The 22057-nt window shown below is 62.5% G+C and carries 12 protein-coding genes; 9 read left to right on the forward strand and 3 right to left on the reverse strand.

All coding sequences use genetic code 11. The annotated features are described in order from the left end of the window. The coding region (locus KEC16_RS05095; RefSeq protein ID WP_211546601.1) for a pentapeptide repeat-containing protein at window positions 1-1284 on the reverse strand (1284 nt) is incomplete at its 3' end. Between the two features lie 551 nt (window positions 1285-1835). Here KEC16_RS05095 and KEC16_RS19960 point away from each other — a divergent pair. Next, on the forward strand, window positions 1836-1958 hold the full coding sequence (locus tag KEC16_RS19960) for a hypothetical protein (protein ID WP_283091878.1): 123 nt from the start codon (window positions 1836-1838) through the stop codon (window positions 1956-1958). Window positions 1959-2027: 69 nt separating this feature from the next. Here KEC16_RS19960 and KEC16_RS05100 read toward each other — a convergent pair whose 3' ends face one another. Both KEC16_RS05100 and KEC16_RS05105 read right to left on the reverse strand, forming a co-directional pair. Next, the gene (locus KEC16_RS05100; protein ID WP_211546602.1) at window positions 2028-2633 is read right to left on the reverse strand and encodes an OmpA family protein; all 606 of its coding nucleotides are present in this window, start codon (window positions 2631-2633) and stop codon (window positions 2028-2030) included. 11 nt (window positions 2634-2644) lie between these two features. Continuing rightward, entirely contained in the window at window positions 2645-3094 is a 450-nt protein-coding gene (locus KEC16_RS05105; RefSeq protein WP_211546603.1) for a FecR family protein, read from the reverse strand. 216 nt (window positions 3095-3310) lie between these two features. Here KEC16_RS05105 and KEC16_RS05110 point away from each other — a divergent pair, with 216 nt between their 5' ends. The 8 genes from KEC16_RS05110 to leuA all read left to right on the forward strand — a co-directional run bounded on the left by KEC16_RS05110 (window position 3311) and on the right by leuA (window position 22018). Further along, window positions 3311-5440, forward strand: a complete 2130-nt coding sequence (locus tag KEC16_RS05110; RefSeq protein WP_211546604.1) for a CHASE2 domain-containing protein — start codon at window positions 3311-3313, stop codon at window positions 5438-5440. 94 nt (window positions 5441-5534) lie between these two features. Then, window positions 5535-6257 (forward strand): response regulator transcription factor, encoded by a 723-nt coding sequence (locus KEC16_RS05115; RefSeq protein ID WP_211546605.1) that lies wholly within the window; start codon window positions 5535-5537, stop codon window positions 6255-6257. Between the two features lie 416 nt (window positions 6258-6673). After that, complete coding sequence (locus tag KEC16_RS05120) at window positions 6674-14032, forward strand: DUF4347 domain-containing protein (RefSeq protein ID WP_211546606.1); 7359 nt, start codon at window positions 6674-6676, stop codon at window positions 14030-14032. Between the two features lie 74 nt (window positions 14033-14106). Beyond that, a complete protein-coding gene (locus tag KEC16_RS05125; protein ID WP_211546607.1) occupies window positions 14107-15660 on the forward strand; it encodes a TolC family protein in 1554 nt (517 codons plus the stop codon). A gap of 134 nt (window positions 15661-15794) precedes the next feature. Further along, complete coding sequence (locus KEC16_RS05130; protein WP_211546608.1) at window positions 15795-16481, forward strand: efflux RND transporter periplasmic adaptor subunit; 687 nt, start codon at window positions 15795-15797, stop codon at window positions 16479-16481. Next, the gene (locus KEC16_RS05135; RefSeq protein WP_211546609.1) at window positions 16478-17824 is read left to right on the forward strand and encodes an efflux RND transporter periplasmic adaptor subunit; all 1347 of its coding nucleotides are present in this window, start codon (window positions 16478-16480) and stop codon (window positions 17822-17824) included. The genes KEC16_RS05130 and KEC16_RS05135 overlap by 4 nt, the downstream gene beginning before the upstream one ends. After that, window positions 17809-19938, forward strand: a complete 2130-nt coding sequence (locus tag KEC16_RS05140; RefSeq protein ID WP_211546610.1) for a site-2 protease family protein — start codon at window positions 17809-17811, stop codon at window positions 19936-19938. The genes KEC16_RS05135 and KEC16_RS05140 overlap by 16 nt, the downstream gene beginning before the upstream one ends. Before the next feature lie 421 nt (window positions 19939-20359). Next, on the forward strand, window positions 20360-22018 hold the full coding sequence (gene leuA / locus KEC16_RS05145; RefSeq protein ID WP_211546611.1) for a 2-isopropylmalate synthase: 1659 nt from the start codon (window positions 20360-20362) through the stop codon (window positions 22016-22018). The last annotated feature ends 39 nt before the right edge of the window (window positions 22019-22057 follow it).

The following is a 22057-nucleotide window of genomic DNA, read 5'->3' on the forward strand; positions in this document are numbered from 1 at the left end:
GTAACCCTCGTCGACGCCGCTGAACGCTTCGGACCGACGGGGAAAGGGGGCGCGAACACGCCTTTTTCCGCACCCTGTTAGATCGGCCCCTTGCATATATGCGCCGTGGAGCGAGGCCCCCTGCATCTGTGCTCCACTGAGATCGGCCCCCTGCATCTGTGCGTCATGGAGTTCGGCCCCTTGCAACTGTGCTCCACTGAGATCGGCCTGCTCCATCTCTGCCTCTCCGAGATCGGCCCCCTGCATATGCGCACCGCTGAGCTGGCTCCCTTGCATCCGCGCGGTAAAGAGATTGCTCCCGCGCATCTGCGCACCCGACAGCCGAGCATATTGCAAATTACTATTTTCCATATCGATGGCGAACAGTTCCGCTTCTGTCAGATCAATTCCCACGAAGTTGCGGTCGGGGATCGATAGGCGCAGCATTTTGATCTGCGTCGTGTGTAGGGTGGTGTCGTCGGCGGACAGCGGCTTCAGCAGATCGGGTTTAGCATCAGTATTGATCAGCATGGCACCCCTTAGCGACAAGGTGCGTCGAGTCCAGGCGAAGCCTTGGATGTGACTGATATGGGCGTCGAATAGGTTTGTAATGTCCGATCCCATCTCCGGCGGCACCGCCTGGGTCATGATGCCGACCACCGCCAGCAGGCCGGGTGCGCCCAGGGCGGTCAGGCGTTTCCAGTAATCGGGCCATAGGCTCAGTTGGAACCACATCAGCAAGGCCATGTCGGCACCCAGGCAGGCCATGTGGATGATGGTGATGGCCCAGCTTTGATAGCGCACGAAGCCCACCTGCACCGCCAACAACAGGAGCACCGGCAGCCCCACCACCGAAATCCAGCTTGCGACGGCTTGCAACAGGCGGCTGATACCACCCTGGCGGTCGGGTAGCAGCATCTGAACGAAGGACAAGCCATGCACCTGCCGCTGCCATGCGTCGCGGCTTTGTTCAGTGTGCGGCCGTTCCTCTGTCAGCGCCAGGAAGGCGCGTAACCTTCGGGTCAGCAGGTGCAACTGCAAAAGCGCGTTCAGATGAAGGAAGACGAAAATGGGCGGGGCCAAGGCAAAAGCGGTGGACAAGCGGATTTCCACGCTTAGTGATGGAAATACCTTCGCCGAGTCGCGGAAGATGGCCTCATCTGTGGCGGCGATCATGGTGGCGGCCATAGCAACGGCCACCGCTGCCATCGAGGCCAGCAGGGTGCGGACGGTCTTGGCCACGTCGTTGATGGCGCTGACCCGCTGGGCAAGATCAGGGGCGGACTCAGATAAGGCGGGGGACAAGATGCGACTTACCAGCCTGCTTCGCTTCGGCTCCCTCCTGCCCATTCGCTCCCATCCCCAGATTGCTTGCACGGCTTAAGTCTCGGCTTATGGTAGCGCATGGCGGGTGATGGATCAGCCGTAATAGTGATTCAGCCTCTGGCATTCCGTCTCACTAACTTACCTGACGTAAGTTCGCCGCCCTCTGGGGCAGGAAATCGGCAGAGAACCTGTGACTGTGCATGCACAGAAACATGCACAGTTCTGTCAATAAGCGTAAAATTCCAGCAAAAACAAGATTCTATATAGACGCAGTTTCCTTAAAATCGCCCGGCCTCGGCCTTGCGGGTTCAAGTCCCGCCGTCCCCACCAATACACAGTCGGCCAAACTGCGTACGTTTTGCCCTCAAACACGGATCAACAACGCTCGCGCTGCCGTGCCGTGCTCGCACTCTGCTCGTCGCCGTATGTCCAGCCCCCAGGGGGGACTGGCAGGGCGAGCGCGCGGCGTCGTGCGGGTGCTGGCGTGAAGTCTTCCTGCCATAGGGCATCCTCCCTCTGACGGGGCAAGAATGCACCATCGCACGCCGGGACCAAACAGCGAGCGTGGCGATGCCAAGGCCAGCCAAAAGCAGTTGCAGCAGGCCGCCTTGCGTAAGGTGGAATACGCTTTGGCCAAGAAGGCGGAAAAGTAAGTCTGGCCTATTCGGGCCGAGGAGGGCGGCGAGGACCGGGGGCCGGTGCCATCGCCGCCATTTTTTGCCTCAGCGCACCGAGATTTCGACCCGTCGGTTGCGGGATTCGGCGATTCCATCGGCGGTGGCCACCAATGGCTCGCGTTCACCACGGCCGGCGATGGCGATGACATCGGCCGCGACGCCCCGACGCACCAGGGCGTCGCGCATGCTTCCCGCCCGTTTCAATGCCAGATTGTCGTTGTCGAGCAGATTGCCGACGCGGTCGGTATGGCCGATCACCACCATGTCGGCGGCAGGGCGACGGGCGATTTCGGCGAAGACTTGCTCGAAGATCGGCTTCGATTCAGCGGTCAGCTCGTCGCTGCCTTCCTGGAAATAAAGCAGGAAGGATTTCGGCGGAATCGGCCGCGCCGCCAAGACCTGGCCAAACACCTTGTCGACCTTGGCTTGATCCATGGCGACGGCTTCCGGCTTGCCGCCCGCATCCGCGTGCACGGCGGCATAGGGCTTATCGAGAACGGTGGCGCTACCGCCGACGGCGGGGGTAACCACAACCGCGCCGACATGACCGTTTTGTTCCGGCAGGACGACGACAACGTTGGGTTTCAGCGATTCGCAGGCCGTCAGGAAAACACCCAAGGCGAGGATGGGGATCAGTTTCAACGCTTTCATGGTCGATTCCCTTATTGCGACTCTTCGGCGCGGACGACGAATTCGGTGCCACGCACGCCCAGCAAGGCGGCCTTGGTGCCGATGGTCATGGCCTCGGGAGTTTGCTGGACGATCTTGCCCGATTTGACGGCCAAGGTGCCCTTTAGCAGCCGCGAGGAAAACCGTCCCTCGTTGGTGGTGGAATCAAACTGAAAGCGGTCCAAGGCCAACACGCTGTCCGATCCCAGCGACATCATCGAATTGTCGGCGAAGGTGATGCCGACGGCGCTGTTGGCCTGAGTGACGATTGTGTCGTTCTGGGTTAGGTTGTCACCCGGCTGCAACGCTCGGCGCACACCGTCGCGTTCGGCGAAGACCGCCCCCGACGCGTTTTTGACCTTGCCGATGGACGCTTCCTGAGCGGCTGCCGGCATCCAGATGGCGGAAAGCAGCAATAATGCCAAGCCCCCGATACGGTTCATGGACTCCCCCTGTGTCAGATGGTCAAGCATTCATATACCGCACCGAATGGCAAGACAACGTAAAGAGTTAAAGTTCCGGTTAAAACAAGTAAGAAATGAAAGTTATTGTCGGATTTTGTTGGTTTTATGATGGCAACCTACTGCTGTTTTCACTTAATATTTTAACGCTGAAGTCATATGCTGGTTGGTGAAGGCAATAACCCAAGGCAGGCTGTGGTGGAAAGAACGGGGCGGGTAGCGGCGGTGCTGTCGTTCGGACGGGGGCGTCCGCTCGGCTTGGCCGTGCTGACGATCTGTCTGGCGGCGCAAGTTCTGTCGGCATCACCGGTGGTCGCTGTCCGCAATGCCTTGTTCGATGGCTTGCAGGCGTTGTTTTTACCCAAGCATGGCAACTCGCGGGTCAGTGTTGTTGAAATAGACGAAAAGAGCTTGGAATCCTTGGGCCAATGGCCTTGGCCGCGATCCTTGACCGCACGGTTGGTCGCGGCGGTGCAGCAGGCCAAACCCGTGGGAATCGGCTTGGCGATGGTCATGCCGGAGCCAGATCGGTCGTCTCCCGACGTTTTGGCCCTCTCAAGCGACTTTCCGCCGGAAGTCCGATTGCAATTATCGCTCTTGCCCGGTCACGACCGGCTGTTGGCCCAGGCGATCGCCGCCGGCCCGGCGCCGGTGACCTTGGGGGTTGCCGGCCTGGTGGGTGGCCTGTCGATGCAGGAAAACGGCCCCTTGCCCCCGGTACTGCTGCGCGGCGACGGCGACAGCGCCAGCGCTGCCATTCATTACGACGACACCTTGCGCAGTCGGCCGGAGCTAGAGCGGGCCGCCGCTGGTCTGGGACTGATCTCGGTCGAGCGGGATGCCGATGGCGTGGTCCGCCGTCTGCCCTTGCTGGCATGGGCCAATGGTCACCCTTTCCCGGCGCTGGCGGTGGAGATGCTGCGCTTGGCTGTCAATGCCCCGGCGCTTGAGGCCAATGTCGGATCGGCGGGAGGGATCGACGGCATTGTCATCGGTGGTCGCCGGCCGCCGGTCTTGGCTGACGGCACGTCTTGGCTGCACTTCGATCCTTATCGTTCCCGCTCTTCGATGTCGGCGGTGGACGTTCTGGACGGCAAGGTTAATCCTTCGTTGTTGCATGACCATCTGGTGTTGATCGGGGTCACCGGCCTGGGTTTGGTCAACGAGGCGGTGGTCGCCGTTGGCGACTCGGTTCCGGCCGTGCATGTCCATGCTCAATTGCTGCAATCCTTGTTGGACGACACCTTGCTGTCTCGCCCGTCCTGGATGGTGATGGTGGAAGCCGCTGTCTTGCTGGTCTTGGGACTGGGGATCATCGTCTTGTCGCCGCGTGTTTCGGGCCGTGGCTTTTGGGTGTTGGGCGGTTTGTGGCTGCTGCCGCTGCCTTATGCGGCAATCTTGTTCCAGCGTTATGGGGTTTTGTTCGACGGTGCCGTGCCACTGATCGGCGCCGGCTTGGTTTTCATGGCCATGATCGTGGTGATGTCGGCCGAAGACCGGCGTCAACGCCATATCTTGCACCAGTCGCTCGAAGAGCACCGCTTGCGTATGGCCCATTTGGGCGGTGAACTGGCGTCGGAACGCCGGGCCGCCGAGGATCGTTTGCAGTTCATCGACATGATCAGCCATGAATATCGCACACCGCTTGCCGTCTTGCGCACCGGTCTCGACGTGCTGGAACTGCGTCTTCAGGAAACGCCGCAAACCAAGGCGTTGTCGCGGATGCGCCGCGCGGTCATCCGGCTTAGCGAGATCGTCGATGTCGGTTTGGCCCGTGCTCGGCTCGACGCCACGCAAATTCCAGTCGAGCGCAAGGAAATCGACCTGGGCCAATGTTTGGACGAGGCGGTTGTTTCGGTGCGTGCCGCCCATGTCGGGCGTTCGGTGGTGGTCGATGGCCCCAAACCGGCGCCGATGGTTCTGGCCGATCCGCCCATGCTGAAGACGGCATTGCTGAACCTGATCGACAACGCCTTGAAATATTCCGACCACGATGTCTTCGTCAGCATTCGCTTGGCCGAAGGCGAGGAACCGCCGACTACCTGCCGCTTGGTTGTCGCCGATGAAGGCATCGGCATGAGCGCGACCGAAATGACCAAGGTCTTCGATAAATTCTATCGGACGCCGACGGCCTTGACCAAACCGGGGACTGGCATGGGGCTGGGGATCACCCGTCGGATCATCGAATTGCATGACGGCTCCATCGATTTGCGCAGCCGTCCGGGCGAAGGGACGACGGTTACAGTCACCTTGCCGCTCGGTCTTTCGCGCCAAGATTGTTCGCATGAATTGACCAAAGGGAATGGGCAGGGGCATATAGTTGCATAAGGGACGGGAGCTAACCTAACCACCGTGGAGACTGGCGGGGGGTGTCGGCTGTCGGGATGGCGTGGGGGCCATAGTGGAATTCTCGGGGAATTCGATGACACGGATTATTATTGCCGAAGACGAGGTCGATCTACTCGAACTCTTGCAGGAATGTCTGAATTTATTGGGGTTCGAGACTGTCGGTGTCGGATCGGCGTTGGCCTTGTTCCGTGAACTGGCGACATCATCCTTCGATGTCGCCATCATCGACGTCGGATTGCCCGATCAAAGCGGCTATGACATCGTCGAGGTCCTGAGCAAACGCCCCGACATGGGGGTGATCATGCTGACCGCTCGGGGAGGGACCGAAGACCGCATCCGCGGTTTCGCCAGCGGCGCCGATCTTTACTTCGTCAAGCCGGTGGATTGTCGGGAATTGGGGGCGGCGATCCACAGCTTGGTGCGCCGTTTGGACGGCAACGAGCCCACGGCGGAAGCTGCGCCACCACCACCGGCCAAGGTTGCTCCCGCCGCCTGGACCTTTGATCGGACTCGCTGGATCTTGCGGACTCACGATGCGATCGACATCGATTTGACCTCGGCCGAAGTCATGTTGTTGGAAAAGCTATTGCGCCAGCCGGGAGAAACCGCCAGCCGGCAAGAATTGTTGCGGGCTCTCGGCTACGAGGAGGATGAAGCCGGAAACCGCAATCTGGAAGCCATCGTCCGACGCTTGCGCCGTAAGGTCGAAACCGTGTCGGGCGGCAAGGCGCCGATCCAGACCGTGCATAGCCGCGGTTATCTGTTCTCGGCCGCGATCTCGGTGATCTCGGTCTGACCGAGCCCGGCGGCAACCGCCGCCGAAGCGATAAACAAGAACCGTCATAAACCTAACCCGGCGCGCGTCCTTGGACCCGCGCCGGGTTTTGTCGTTTAGCCCAGGTTATGTCCCAAGGGTATGGCCTGACTGGAAGTATGGTCATATGCCAAAAAATATACATCAATAGATGAAAGTATACTCCGTGCGTTTATCCATCATTTTTGTATGCGTTAGAACGCCATTTTAAACCGTGATGACAAAATTATTTTCAATGGAAATGTATAGTTCAATTCGTTAGTAGACATTAAACAACAAAATCCTACTAATTCAAACATTTTAGAGAATCATTCAATTTTATCTCTTTGTGATTATTGTTGTTGGTAAGTCTCTGGTGATATTAAAAGTACAAATATATTGTTTCTTTAGGGGGTAGCATGAAACTGTTCCTCGAGCCGCGCTGTCTCTTCGACGCTTCCGTCGCCGCGACCGCAGATCATGCTACCGACACCGCATCGATTCATGGCGCCAGTACGGCCGCCGATAGCGATTCCTCGGGCCATGATGCTTCCACCGAACCGGCGGCCCCGGCGGCCGTGGCCGATGCCTCGGCGGGAGCCGCCGCCACCGATGTTCATGAAATCTTGTTCGTCGATACCCGGGTGTCGGGGTGGGAACAATTGGTGGCCGGCGCCCGCGCCGATGTGCAAGTGGTGGTGCTGGACCTGCATCGCGACGCCATCACCCAAATCTCCGAAGCGCTGGCCGACCGTCAGGGAATCGAAACCATCCACATCCTGTCCCATGGTGTCGCCGGCGAGATCGATGCCGGTAGTGGCGTCATCACCTCGGCGACCTTGGCCGCCAATGCCAATGAGGTTGCCGCCTGGGCCGATCACCTCGCCGCTGGCGCCGACATTCTGATCTGGGGCTGCGATGTTGGCGCCGGCGAGGCCGGTCAAGCCCTGCTGGCCGATCTGCACAACCTGACCGGCGCCGACGTCGCCGCATCCACCGACGCCACCGGGGCTGCGGCCCAAGGCGGCGACTGGGTGCTGGAAAACCATACCGGCAGCATCGAGAGCACGCAGCCCATCGCCTCCGCCGTCACCGACAGCTACGATCATCTGCTGGCGGCGCCGTCGGTGACCGACAGCTATACCGCCAATCAGGTGCGCGAGGTGACCGAGGACGGCACCTTCACCATGGGGCAATTGTCGGTGTCCGGCGACGGTGAGATCACCGTGGTGCTGACCGTGAAAGAAAACGGCTTGGCCCCGGTCGCCGGCACTTTCTCGCTGGCCGGCACCACCGGCCTGACCTTCACCAATGGCGATGGTGTCAACGACGCCACCATGACCTTCAAGGGGTCGGCCAGCGACATCAACGCCGCCTTGGCCGGGCTGAGCTACAAGCCGACGGCCAATTACAACGGCAACGCCGTGTTCGACCTGTCGCTGACCAACGCCGATGGCAGCGCCAGCAAGGCTGTCACCGTGCAGGTGGTCCAGGTCAACGATGCCCCGGTGCTGACGCCGCCGGCTTCGCTTGCCGACGCCAACGTGGCGACGGTCAACGAAGACGGCACGATTACCCTGACGCCGGCCAATTTCGGCATCGACGCCAGCAATCTCAAGGCCTTCGATCCCGACCTTGACGCCACCTTGTCCACCGTCAAGGCCCAGACCACCGACCAATTGACCTTCGAGGTCACCGCCATTCCCGCCGATGGCCGGCTGATGAAGGACGGGGCGCCGCTGTTGGAAGGCTCGTTGTTCACCTTGAAGGATCTGATCGACGGCAAGATCACCTACAAGCATCTCGGCGGTGAAGCCAACGACGTGTTGGCCGCCGGCAGCCAAAGCGACAGCTTCAACGTCACCATCCGTGACGGCGCCTCGGGCGTCGATACCGGCACCATCCTGATCAAGATCAATCCGGTCAACGATGTGCCCACCGTCAGCGCCAGCGCCACGGTTACCGCCTATGAGGGCCGCAATGCCGTGCCGATCACGGTCAGCGTCACCGATCCCGACCAAACCAGCACCACCTGGAAGGTCGCCTTCGGCGCCCTTGATCTGCAAGGCTGTACCTTGTACCTGGAAAACGGTTCCGATGGTCACTACACCGCGGGTGTCGATACCCTGATCGACGCCAGCACCATGTTCAGCGGCACCTTGGCCCAATTGAACGCCAAGTTGCGCCTGGATGTCAGCGGTGCCGAACCCAGTGCGCCGGTGACCTTCACCATCACCGTCACCGATGACGATGGCGGCACCATCAATGCCAATGTCACCGCTGGCGACGGCGCATCGTCGGCGGCGACCACCATCACCATCAATCTGGTGGAAAACAACGATCATCCGGTGTTGACCAATACCGGGGCGGATAGCGCCAACCCGATCTATGCCGGTGACGACAACACCAGCATCACCGTGACCACGGCGATGTTGGGTATCGTCGATATCGACAGCCCATCGACGACGCAGGCCTTCACCCTGACCTCGGGGATCGTGCGCGACAGCGGCAACGGCACCGCCTATCTGCTGCTCAACGGCCAAGCGCTTTCCAGTGGCGGCTCTTTCAGCTACCAGGACATTATCGATGGCCATGTCCAAATCATTCTAACGGGTGGCAGCAGCATCAATGACTTCCACTTCGACTTTAAAGTTCGAGATGGGGAAATCACCGCTTTTTCCACCGTCCGTCAGGTCGAGGATCCCATTGACGGCGGCACCCGCAATGCCGCCGACACCGCCTATCTGAGCCACACCTTCTATTTCCGCTTCGACACCCCGGCGGGCACTGGCGGCAGCTATACCCCGGACCCGGCCAACCAGGCCCCGGTGATCGATCAGATCATCGGTATCCGCGCTTCCGACCTGAGCGAAGGTGGTTCGGTGGTCCTGAAGGGTGACGGCAGCGGCCCCGGCATCGTCATCACCGACATCGACAACACCGACGGCGAAATCACCATCCGCCTGGAAAGCCTGCCCAGCGGCGCCACCATCTTGCTGAACGGCGTGGCGGTTCCGCTTTACGGCAGCTTCACCTATGCCGATCTCAAGGCGGGCAACGTGACCTATCGCCACGATGGTGGTGAATCTTTCCTGTCCAGCAATCTGGGCTTCACCTTCTCGGTGTCGGATGGCTCGGCCTTGCCGGTGACTCCGTCGGTCAATTCCCAGGCCTATGACGCCAACGACTTCGATCCGATGCACAATTTCTCGGTCGAGGCCACCCCGGTGAACGACACGCCGACGGTTTCCGTCGATATCACCGCCGTGGTCAAGGAAGGCGGCTCGGTCACCTTCAACACCAGCGGCCAGACCGCCATCAGCCTGTCCGACGTCGATGGCAGCGGCGATGCCGCGCCGGCCAGCCTGGATAATTTCAGCAGCAACGCCGGAATTGACGATCTTTACGTCACCGTTGGCGCCCTGCCGGCCCATGGCAAGCTGGTCTATAACGGAACCGACATCACCGCCGGCAACATGGCGACGATGAAAATCCTGAAGACGGATATCGCTGCCGGCAAGCTGGTCTATCAGCACGATGGCAGCGAAACCACCTCGGACAGCTTCCAGATCACCGTCAACGACCAGCAAAGCCAGGGCAATTCGGCCGGCGACACGGTTATCGTCAATATCCAGGTGGCACCGGTCAACGACACCCCGATCATCGATCCCAGCACACCGACTGCCCCGACCGATGCCGGCACCATCAACACCGGCCTGCGCGTGGTCGAAGGCGGAGCCGGCGTGATCGGCGGCTCTTCGGCCAGTTATGGCGGCATTTCCTTCAGCACCAGCACCGATGGCAGCGGCCGGGCGCAATTGATCTCGACCGACCCCGACAATTCCACCACCCAGATTCAGTACCGCATCACCGACAATGTCGATTACGGCAAGCTGATGTTGAACGGTCAGGTTCTGGGGGTGGGCAGCACCTTTAGCCAAGACGACTTGGATAATGGCCGGGTCACCTATGTGCATGTCACCGGCAATGGCGCGGGTGAGGGACAGGTGACCGATTCGTTTTCGTTCGAGGTCGGTGACGCCGGTCCCGGCACCTATCCGACCGGCACCTTCGACATCGAGGTGTGGACCCAGACCAACGACACGCCCACGGTCACCGCCAGCACCACCACCGTCAACATCGACGACACCGCCGCCGCCAGCAATCCGATCACCGGCGTGTCCATCGCCGATGCCGATTTCGCCGATGGTTCCGGCTCGGTCACGGTGACCGTGCGCTTGACCGACAGCAGCGGCACGCCGCTGACCTTGGGCGATTATGCCGGCTACACCATCACCAGCGGCGCCAGCGGTTCGGGCGTGACCATCGTCAGCGACGGTGACCAAAAGGCGCTGGTCATCACCGGCAACGTTACTCAGGTCAATACCTACCTGGCTGGACTGCAACTGGGCTCGACCACCGATCCCAACACCACGCTGAAGCTGGAAGTGATCGCCGACGACCGCGTCTATAGCGGTGCGATTCCGCAATCGGACGCCAATGGCGGCGACACCAACCAAAACCAGACCGAAGGCGGCAACCCGGTCGCCATCGGCACCACGACCTTCGATCCCTACAGCACCTTGGTGTCGGCTTTCGGCGGCTATAACGTGGTGTCGAAGACGGTGACGCTGCGGATTTCCATCGTCGACCAGCCGGCCACCGTCACCGTGCCCGGGGCACAGACGGCGAACGAGGATGTCGGTACCGTCATCACCGGGATTTCGGTCAGCGACCCGGAAGCCACCGGCTTCGGCCTCAACACCACGGTGACCCTGAGCGTCGGTTCGGGCAAGATCAACGTCGGCACGCAAACCGGCGTCACCGTCAGCAATAACGGCACCGGCACGGTGACCCTGACCGGCACGACGGCCAATATCAACACCTTGTTGGCCGCCGGCGTCACCTATGCCTCGGCCGCCGACAGCCATGTGGACACCAACGGCGCCGCCGCCGGCGACGTCACCTTGACGGTCAAGGTCCAGGAAGGGGCGGCGGCGATCGGCAACGAAGCCGGCGGCAGCCCCGGCGACGACGCCATCACCCAGACCATCGCCATCTCCATCGACCCGGTCAACGACGCCCCGGTGGTCAACCAAAGCGGCGCGGCCATCGCCGTCGGTGACCCCAACACGGCGGTCGATATCGGCGGTTTCACCGTCACCGACAAGGATATTTCCGGCGATGCCGGCAATCTGAATACCGCCGAGGGCGAACAGGATTTCGTCCAGGTCACCGTGCGTCTGCTCGACCAGACCGGCAATCCGTTGGCCGCCGGCAGCTATGCCGGGGTGGTCCTGACGGTCACCTCGACCGGGGGCTTGGTCACCGACACCACCTTGGACGGGACCGACGCCGCCTTGCAAATTCGCGGCACCCTAAGCGAGGTCAACGCCGCCTTGGCCGGACTGAAGCTGACCTTGGGCGCCACCTTGGGCAACACCGATCAGCCCTATCGGGTTCAGGTCGTGGTCGATGACCGCATCCGCAACGCCGATGGCAGCCTGAACGCCAGCGCCGCCGACGCCAATGGCGGCGAATTGAACAATTCCAACGGCGCCACCAGCGCCCAGGCGGTGCCGACCACCGGCTTCGACGTCTACGCCGACACCGTCCCCTCGGTCTACAATCTGGGCAGTGCCACCCGCATCATCTATCCGTCCTCGGGCAACGAAGTGCCGAGCCTGAGCAAGCCGACCGGGGCGTCGGCGACGGAAGATACCCGCAGCTATATCGGCGGCGACATCGTCGTCAGCGATACGGAATCCAACAATTTCAATCTGCCGGTACAGTTGACCTTGTCCACCGGCGGCAACGGTATCTTGAGCGTCGGCGGCAGCGGCACGCTGGCCGACGGCGCCACCATCGCCGGAACCAACGTCAAGGTGGTCAGCGGCGACGAAAGCGGCACCTTGGTGCTGCAAGGTAAGGCATCCGACATCCAAGCGCTGCTGAACGATGCCACCAAGGGGCTGTTCTATACCTCGGCCGCCAACAGCAACAACGACCTGAACGGGGCCGCCGCCGGCGACGTGACGGTAAGCCTGAGCCTGAACGAATATCAATCGGCCACCGATTTCGGCAAGGTGGCGCAAGTCGTCACCGCCAGCTTCGGTGTCACCGTCGCGCCCGTGAACGACACCCCTGGCCTGACCGGCACCTCGCTGGATCCGCAAGCCGCGATCAAGGCCAGCGGCGGCGGCACCGTGTCGGTGGCCCTGGTCAGCGGAGCAGGGGCCACGGATGTCGATTTCGGCGACACCGGCATCTCCACCTTCGGCGGCGGCACCCTGACCATCAGCTTCACCGATGGGTATCGGGCCGGCGACCGTTTAAGCTTGTCCGGCACCCCGTCCGGCGTGGCCTCAACCAGCGGCGGCAGCGGCAATGCACTGGTCATCACCTTGACCGCCGGGGCGACCGCCGCCGACGTCAAGGCCATCGTCGAAGCCTTGCGCTATCAGTCGGTGGACGCCGATCCCACCTTCGGCAACGTCGATCCCGACCGCCATTTCAGTATCGTCTTGAACGACGGCAACAACGATAACGGCGTATCCAATGCCGGTGGTCCGGCGGCGCTCAATTCCACCGCCCTGACCGGGATCATCACCTTCGGCTATACCAATCCGACCGCCCACGACAACACCGCCACGGTAACCCGCTCATCGGCTGAAACCGATACCGGCAATCTGGTCACCGACAACGACGGCAGCGGCGTCGATAACGACCCCGAGGCCGATCCGCTCAAGGTCAGCCTGGTCGGTGGTGTGAACGTTCCGGCGGTGGGGAGTGTCGATGTCGTCGGCACTTACGGTACCCTGACGGTGGCCGCCGATGGCAGCTACACCTATCGGCTGGACCCGAGCAACGCCACGGTCATCGCCCTGGGCGAGGGGGCGACACTGACGGAAACCTTCGGCTACACCATCACCGATACCCAGCGCACCGCCAGCGCCAATCTGGTGATCAGCGTCAAGGCCCCGATTACCCCGGTCAACGAGCCGTCGGTGGTGGTGACACCGCCGCCGGTGGAGCCGTCAGCGCCGACCGTGCCGGTGACACCGCCAGCACCGACACCTTCGACCGTGGTCCTGTACACACCGCCGCCACCGGTCATCACCCCGACCGAAACCGCCATCCCGGGTTCCGAGATCCGCGACTTCAGTTCGCGTCCGATGGAATACGCCCATGCCTGGGGCGGCGAGCGGCCCAGCGATGTCGATCTGATGCTGGTGGGATCGGTGGGCAACCGCTTCATCATCCCCAATCAGACCAGCAACATCGAAGTGCCGCCCAACGTCTTTCGGCACACCAATCCGAACGAGCCGCTGGCCTTCGAAGCGCGCCGGCCCGACGGCAGCCCGTTGCCGAAATGGTTGATCTTCGATGCCCGCAACCTGACCTTCAAGGGCACGCCGCCGGATACCGCCAAGGGGGCGGTGGACATCGTCATCGTCGCCAAGGACACCAACGGCAACAAGGCCGAGGCGCAGTTCCGCATCCTGGTCGGACAAAATGTCGGCGAGGATATGCCGGTGCAAGACGGCACCCGGCCGCCGGCCGCCGAAGCGCCGAGCTTGCCGCCCAATCAGGTCGAGGCACCACCGGTCGATGGTGTCCCGGTTCGCCAGGGCCTGCTTGACGACGGTTCCGGCTGGACCGCGTCGCTGGCCTCGGGCCGCAGCGCATTCTCGACGCAACTGCGCGAGGCCGGGTCTTTGGGGGCCTTGGCCCAAGCGCGGGCGCTGCTTGACGCCATCAACCAACCGCACGCCTGACGTCAATAACAAAAGAAACCGGAATAACAAAAGAAACCGGCTTTGGGCCGAGAGTTCATTGGGGGACTGAAAAAGTGAAACGCATTATCGCCATCCTGCTTGCCACCACCGCGTTGACGGCCTGCTCGCTCAAGCCCGAGCCGATCACTCCGGCCCAGCATTTCCAACGGGCCAAGGATGATTACCAGGAGCTCTACGCCAATTACCTGCCGGTGACCAAGGCGTTGACCTTGGAAGAGGCGGTGGCACGCGCCCTCAAGTACAATTACGACAACCAGTTGGCACGGGTGGAAACCAGCTTGCAGGAACGCCAGCTCGATTTGGCGTTGTCGCAGATGCTGCCGCGTCTGGCCGCCGATGCCGGCTATAACTGGCGCAGCAACAACGGTTCGTCGCAAAGCATCTCGGAACTGACCCGGCAGCAATCGCTGGATTATTCCTATTCGCAGGAACGCCAGCACACCACCGCCGATCTGCAATTCTCGTGGAGCATGCTGGATCTCGGCGTCAGCTATTTCCAGGCCCGCCAGCAAGGCTACCGTGCCCTGGTCGCCGTCGAGCGCCGCCGTAAGGTCATCAACACCTTGGTCAAGGAAACCCGCGGCGCCTATTGGAAAGCGGTGTCGGCGCAACGCCTGCTGCCCAAGCTGGAACCCATTCTGGCGACGGCGGAAAAGGCTTTGAACGCGTCGCGCAAGGTCCAGGAAGACGCGCTGCAACCGCCGTTGCAGGCGCTGGAATACCAGCAAAGCATGTTGCAGGTGATCAGCCAGTTGAAGCGCATCCGCACCGATCTGATGAGCGCCAAGGCCCAATTGGCGGCGCTGATCAACGTGCCGCCGACAGATCCCTTGCCGTTGGCCGCCCTGGACGGTGACGCCAAGGCGCCGAGCCCGGTGGAAGTGGCGATCGCCAAGCTCGAGGAAATCGGCCTGGCCATGCGGCCCGAACTGCGCGAGGAAGCCTATCAGGAACAGATCGATCGTCAGGCCGTCTACAAGGAAATCGTCAAGATGATGCCGGGCGTGACCTTGATGGCCAGCCTGAACCAGGATTCCAACAAGTACCTGTATCGCGACACCTGGGCCGAAGCCGGGGTGCGGGTATCTTATAATCTGGTCAACCTGATCCAGGGGCCGCAGGCCATCGACGCTGCCGAAGCCGCCGTCGCCGTCGCCAAGACCCGGCGTCTGGCGGTCAGCGTCGCCGTGCTGACCCAGGTCAATCTGGCCTATCAGCAATATCTGCGCTCGATCGAGACCTTGGAGACCGCCATCGACGTCAACACGGTCCAGCGTCAGATCACCAAGACCGTCGATAACGCCAATGTCGCTTCGGCCCAATCGGACATGGAACGCATCCGGCGCTTCCTGTCGGCCACCGCCGCCGAACTGGAACGCGACCGGGCGCTGTCCGACGTTCACCAATCCCTGGGCAATCTGTACGCCGCCGTCGGCATCGATCTGGTACCGCCGACCGTGGACACCAACGATTTCGGCCAATTGGTCGGCCAAGTCGGCGACGCCATCCACGATTGGGAAGCCGGCCGCATGCCGCTGCCCGATTTCTCCACCGAAGCGCCGCCGGCTGACGCTGTCGGCAGCGAGACCGGGCGGCCGGTTTCGTGATGGGCCGGGGCCGGCTCTTTCCTTTGTTTGTCCTGGCCGGCTTGGTGCCGGCCGGCGCCCTGGCCGCCGATCCTCCTCTCCGGTCGGCCGGGGCGCCACAACAAACGTCGGGTACACGGGATTTCGTCAGGGAAATGGACCTGCCGACACCAACGGCGGAACGCGATATCCGCGTCCAGATCACCGCCACCACCATCGCCATCATCGGCGCCGGCATGGCCGGGCGGTTGTCGAGTTTTCCGTTGAAGGACGGCGACCGTTTCAAGGACGGCCAGTTATTGGCCCGCTTTGATTGCGCGGTTCAAGACGGCGCCTTGGCCCGGGCGCGGGCTGGCTATGAAAAACGGCGCAAGATCTACGAAATTCAGCAAAAACAGCGCCAATTGGGCAGCAACAGCGCCTTGGATTTCGAGATCGCTTCGGCCGAACTGCACGAAGCCGGCGCCGATGTCGCCGCCGCCCAGGCGGTCAGCAGTCGCTGTTCGATTTCCGCCCCTTTCGCCGGCCGCGTCGCCGCGGTGATGGCGCGCGACTATCAATATGTGGGCGAGGGAGCGCCGTTGCTGGAAATCCTGAGCGACCGCGATCTTGAAGTGGAAATGATGGTGCCGTCGCGTTGGCTCGGCTGGCTCAAGGTCGGCGCCCGTTTCGACGTCGCCGTCGATGAAACCAAACAGACCTATGCCGCCACCTTGATCCGGGTGTCGGGCAAGGTCGATGCCGTCAGCCAGTCGATCAAGGTCTATGGCCGCATTCCGTCCGGGGCCGACACCTTGCTGCCGGGCATGAGCGGCCGGGCCCAATTCCATCCGCCGTCATGAGTGCCGGGCATAACCTGCAATTACTGCGGCTTTCCGCCCTGTTGCAGTTGGAACAGCGGGCCAGGCGCTGTTCGGCCGCCGAGCTGGGCTTCTTGATGGTCAACGACACCGCCGGGGTGGTGCCGTGCCAGCAAGCGGCGCTGTGGCGGCGCAGCGGGCCGGGGGCGGGGGACGTTGCCGCTTTGTCCGGGGCTTGCGCTCCCGATCCGGCCTCGCCTTATGTCGGTTGGCTGCGCCAAGTCCTGGCGATTTTCGATCAAGACGAGGTTGCCGGTCCGCGCGTGGTGCTGTCCTCGCATTTGCCGGCGGCGCTGGCCACCGATTGGGTCGAATGGTTGCCAAGTCACGCGCTGTGGTGCCCGTTGGATGCCGGGCAAGGTCAACGGTTGGGGGGATTGCTGTTGGCGCGGTCGGCGCCGTGGCATGACGGCGACACCCATATGATGGCCGCCTTGGCCGGCGCCTATGCGCAAGCGTGGCTGCTGGCCAGCCAGCGGCCGGTCGGCCTGCCGTGGGTGACCAAATTACGCCATCGCCGCCGCGCCGTGGTCGCGGTCGTTGCCGTACTGGCGGTGCTGGCCTTGTTGCCGATCCGCCAATCGGTCCTGGCTCCGGCCGAGGTGGTGCCGATCACGCCGATGCAGATCCGGGCGCCGTTCGACGGCGTGGTCGATACCATCGCCGTCGCTCCCAATGCCGAGGTGACGGCAGGGCAGGTGCTGGTGTCGCTGGACACCACCCAATTGCGGACCCGGCATCGGGTGGCGACCAAATCGCGTGAGATCGCCGAGGCCGAATACAGCCAGACGGCGCAGATGGCCCTGTCCGATCCATCGGTGAAGGGACGTTTGGCGCTGTTGCAAAGCAAGATCGAGCAGCAGGCGGCGGAAGTCGGCTTCGTCGAGGAACAATTGCGCCGGGCCGAGATGAGCGCGCCGGCCGCCGGCATCGCCGTTTTCGACGACGCCAACGATTGGGTCGGCCGACCGGTGGCAGTGGGCGAGCGCATCATGATCGTCGCCGATCCCACTCAGGTGGAATTGGAAATCCAGGTTCCGGTCGCCGATGTCACCACCTTCGACACCGGGGCCGAAACCGTGTTTTTCCCCAATGTCGCCCCCGACCATCCGGTTGACGCCAGCGTGGTGTTTGCCAGCCATGCCAGCCAACCCGCCGCCGATGGCGTCTTGGCCCATCGCTTCCGCGCCGCCTTCGCTGGCACTGGCCCCGATTTACGCCTGGGGTTGAAAGGCACGGCCAAGATTTATGGCGAGCGGCGGCCGCTGTTGATGTGGCTGTTGCGGCGGCCGTTGGCGATGGTGCGGCAATGGCTGATGCTCTGAGTCTGCCCCGTCTGCCGCGTCTGCCGCGCCTGCGCGAGGATCTGAAGTTGCTGCCCGGACCTTCGACCCCGGACGGCGCCCCGACCTGGACCTTGCACGATCCCGCCGCCCATCGCTTCTTTCGCATCGGCTGGAGCGAGTTCGAGATCCTGGCCCGGTGGGAACTGGGCAATCCACAGACCATCGCCCGGTCGATATCGGGGCAGACCACCTTGAAAATTTCCCCGGCCGAGGTGATGGAGGTGGGAAGCTTTTGCGAAAATGCCGGCCTGATCCAGGCCGAGGGCGACCACGGCGCTCGGCGCTTGAGCGCTGGCCTGGAAGCGAAAAAGATGTCGGCGGCCAAATGGCTGCTGAAGAATTATCTGTTCTTGCGTCTGCGCCTGCTTGATCCCGACCGTCTGCTCGCTTCCTTGCTGCCGTGGGTCGGCTGGGCCTTTCATCGGCGCTTTCCGCCGGTTCTGGCCCTGGCCGCGGCCTTTGGTCTGTATCTGGTCGGCCGCCAATGGGAACATTTCACCCATACCTTGTCGTGGGCCTTTACCCCGGCGGGGGCGGCGGCGACCGCGCTGGCCCTGTCGCTCAGCAAGATGGCGCATGAGATGGGGCACGGGCTGGCCGCCAAACGCTTCGGCTGTCGGGTGCCGGCCATGGGGGTGGCCTTGCTGGTGATGTGGCCGGTGTTGTGGACCGACGTCACCGATGCGTGGCGACTGACCGACCGTCGCCAACGATTGATCATCGACGCCGCCGGCATGGCCGCCGAAGTGATGGTCGCCGTGCTGGCGTCGCTGTTGTGGGCGGTTCTGCCCGATGGCCCGGTGCGCTCGGCGGTGTTCTTGCTGGCCGGCTCGACTTGGGTGCTGACCTTGGCCGTCAACCTTAACCCGTTGATGCGCTTCGACGGCTATTTCCTGCTGTCCGATTTGCTCGACGAACCCAATCTGCAAGACCGCTCCTTCGCCTTGGGCCGCTGGTGGCTGCGTGAAAGATTGTTCGGTTTCGGCGACAGGCCGCCGGAAGTGCTGGCCTCGGCCCGGCGAAGCTTGTTGGTCGGCTATGCCCTGGCCATCTGGGTTTACCGCTTCTTCCTGTTCCTGGGCATCGCCTTGCTGGTTTACCACTTCGCCTTCAAGCTGCTGGGGTTGTTCCTGATGATGGTTGAAATCGGCTGGTTCATCTTGCGCCCCATCGCGGCGGAAATGCGGGTTTGGCAAAAACGCCGGGCCGATCTGCGCTGGAACCGCAATCTCGGGCTGAGCCTGGCGATGCTGGTCCTGGCGGTTCTGGCCGTCGCCGTCCCGTGGAGCGGTTCGGTCTCGGCGCCGGCCTTGTTGCGGCCCGAACGGCAAAGCGTGCTGTACACGGCCCAACCCGGCCAAGTGATCGAAGCAGCCCGCGCGGGACGGCCGGTGGTGGCGGGCGAGACCCTGTTCGCCTTGAAAGCCCCCGAATTGGAATTCCGCCGTCGCAATGCCGAGATCGAGATCGAAGGCTTGCGCACTCGGTTGGCCGGGATTTCCTTTGATACCGATTCGGCCGAATCGGTGCAGGTCACCTGGGAAGAACTGGGCAAGGCGGTGGCCGAACTGCGCGACGTCGTCGCCGCCATGGATAGCTTGGTCACCCGCGCGCCCTTCGCCGGCGTGGTGGTCGACATTCCGCCCATTCTGCGCTCGGGCCTGTGGATGGGAAAACACGACCCCCTGGGCATCTTGATCGATCCGGCGACGCAAATGGTCGAAGCCTATGTGGCCGAATCCGACCTGGACCGCCTTGGCCTCGAAAATCCGGCCCGTTTCTATGCCGAAAACGGCGAGGTCACCATCGATTTGCGGGTACGTTCCATCGATCGTTTGTCCACCCGTGAACTCGGCGTCGCCGAACTGGCCTCGAAGAACGGCGGCGCCATCGCCGTGCGCGAAGACCCCAATAACCGCCGGCTGATCCCGGAAACTTCGCTTTACCGGGTGCTGCTGGCCCCCGACGCCGACAATCCGCCGCCGGCGCTCATCCGTCGCGGCACCGTGGTGTTGGACGCCAAGGCGGAAAGCCCGGTGCTGCGCCTGTGGCGCCACGCCGTCGCCGTACTGATCCGCGAAAGCAATCTGTAGGGGGGCTCTCGGTGCGCCGAAAGCGCAAACGCTCGGGATGGTCCAGCGACTTCGCAAGATCCATCCTCGGCCAAATGCGATGAGCCTGGTTCGTCCGTCATCGGGGCTTGACGCCACCGGCTGCCGTCTGTCATGGTCGTTGGCATGATTATTCGGACTTTCGCCCTGCTGCTGCTTACTGGCCCGGTGTCGTAAATCGACGCCGGGGTACGTGTTGGCTGTTTGGCATTTGGCTTTGTCCCGAGGATTTCATGTCTTCCATCATCCGCATCCGCTTTGACCGCAACGCTGCCTTGACGGCGGGGATGCTGCGACTAATCGGCGGCCATCGGGACTGATTGCGCCAGCGCGCGCCCCGGTGACCGTGATTTTCCGCGCTTCCCCTGATGATCTTGGCGTTTTGCAAAAGGATGAACCGGCCATGAAGACCGCCGCTTCCGAGAAGTACCGTCCCTATCCGACCATGAAGCTGGCCCAGCGGGCTTGGCCCGATGCGGTGATTTCCGTTCCGCCCATGTGGTGCAGCGTCGATTTGCGCGATGGCAATCAGGCGCTGATCGACCCCATGGACACCCATCGCAAGATGCGGCTGTGGAACACCTTGGTGGCCATGGGCTTCAAGCAGATTGAAGTTGGCTTTCCCGCCGCCTCGCAGACCGATTTCGATTTCATCCGTCATCTGATTGAGGGCGGCCATATTCCCGACGACGTCACCATTCAGATCCTGACCCAGGCGCGCGAAGACTTGATTCGCAAAAGCTTTGAGGCGCTGGAGGGGGCGAAAAAGGTCATCGTCCACCTGTACAATTCCACCTCGGAAGTGCAGCGTCGGGTGGTGTTCGGCTTTGATCGCCAGGGCTGCATCGATCTGGCCTTGGTCGGAACCCGGCTGGTGCGGCACTTGTCGGCCCAGCGCCAGGGCGGCGAAGTCACCTTTCAGTACAGCCCGGAAAGCTTCACCGGCACCGAGCCCGAATTCGCCATCGCCATCGTCGAGGCGGTGGCGGCGGAATGGGGGGCGACGCCCGAGCGCAAGATGATCGTCAATCTGCCGGCAACGGTGGAGATGAGCACCCCCAACATCTATGCCGACGTCATCGAATGGTTTTGCGCCACGGTGAAGAACCGCGACAGCCTGATCGTTTCGGTTCATCCGCATAATGATCGCGGCACCGGTGTCGCCGCCGCCGAGCTGGCGGTGATGGCTGGCGCCGACCGGGTCGAGGGCACCTTGTTCGGCAATGGCGAACGGACCGGCAATGTCGATGTTTGCACCTTGGCCCTGAACCTGTTCACCCAAGGCGTCGATCCCGGCCTGGACCTGTCCGATATCGATTCTATCCGCCGGGTGGCCGAGGAATGCACCGGGCTGCCGGTGCATCAGCGTCATCCCTATGCCGGCGAACTGGTTTACACCGCCTTTTCCGGCTCGCATCAAGATGCCATCAACAAAGGCTTCAAGGCCCGTGACAAGGCCAATTCCGCGCTGTGGGAAGTGCCTTACCTGCCCATCGATCCGGCTGATGTCGGGCGCAGCTACGAAGCGGTGATCCGCATCAACAGCCAGTCGGGCAAGGGCGGCGTCGCCTTTGTCTTGGAACGCGATCACGGACTGGAACTGCCGAAAGCCTTTCAGGCGGAATTCGCCCGCGTGGTGCAAGAACATGCCGACCGGGAAGGCCGTGAACTGAGCCCCGAGGAAATCTGGCTGTTCTTCCAACGCAGCTATCTGAGCGATGGCCGTGTCCAGGTGGTGGATTATTCCACCGTGCCGGTGTCCAAGGGCCTGCGGGCCTTGACCGCCACCATCGTCGTTGATGGCAAGGAAAGCATCGTCCAAGGCGTCGGGGCCGGTCCGGTGGATGCCTTTGTCCATGCCTTGGAAAAGGATATGGGGATGATGGTCAAGATCAAGGATTACCACGAACACGCCGTCGGCCAGGGCTCGGAAGCCCAGGCAGCCTCTTACGTGGCGGTGGCCCGCAAGGACGGGGCGGTGGTGCATGGGGCGGCGCTGGACGTGTCCGTCACCATGGCGGCGCTGAAAGCCATCGCCTCGGCGTTGAATCGGGTGCGCTAAGGGAAGGACCGGCGAAGGGGGAAGCCCCTTCGCCGCCTG

This window comes from Magnetospirillum sulfuroxidans (assembly GCF_018224925.1).
Lineage (GTDB): Bacteria > Pseudomonadota > Alphaproteobacteria > Rhodospirillales > Magnetospirillaceae > Magnetospirillum > Magnetospirillum sulfuroxidans.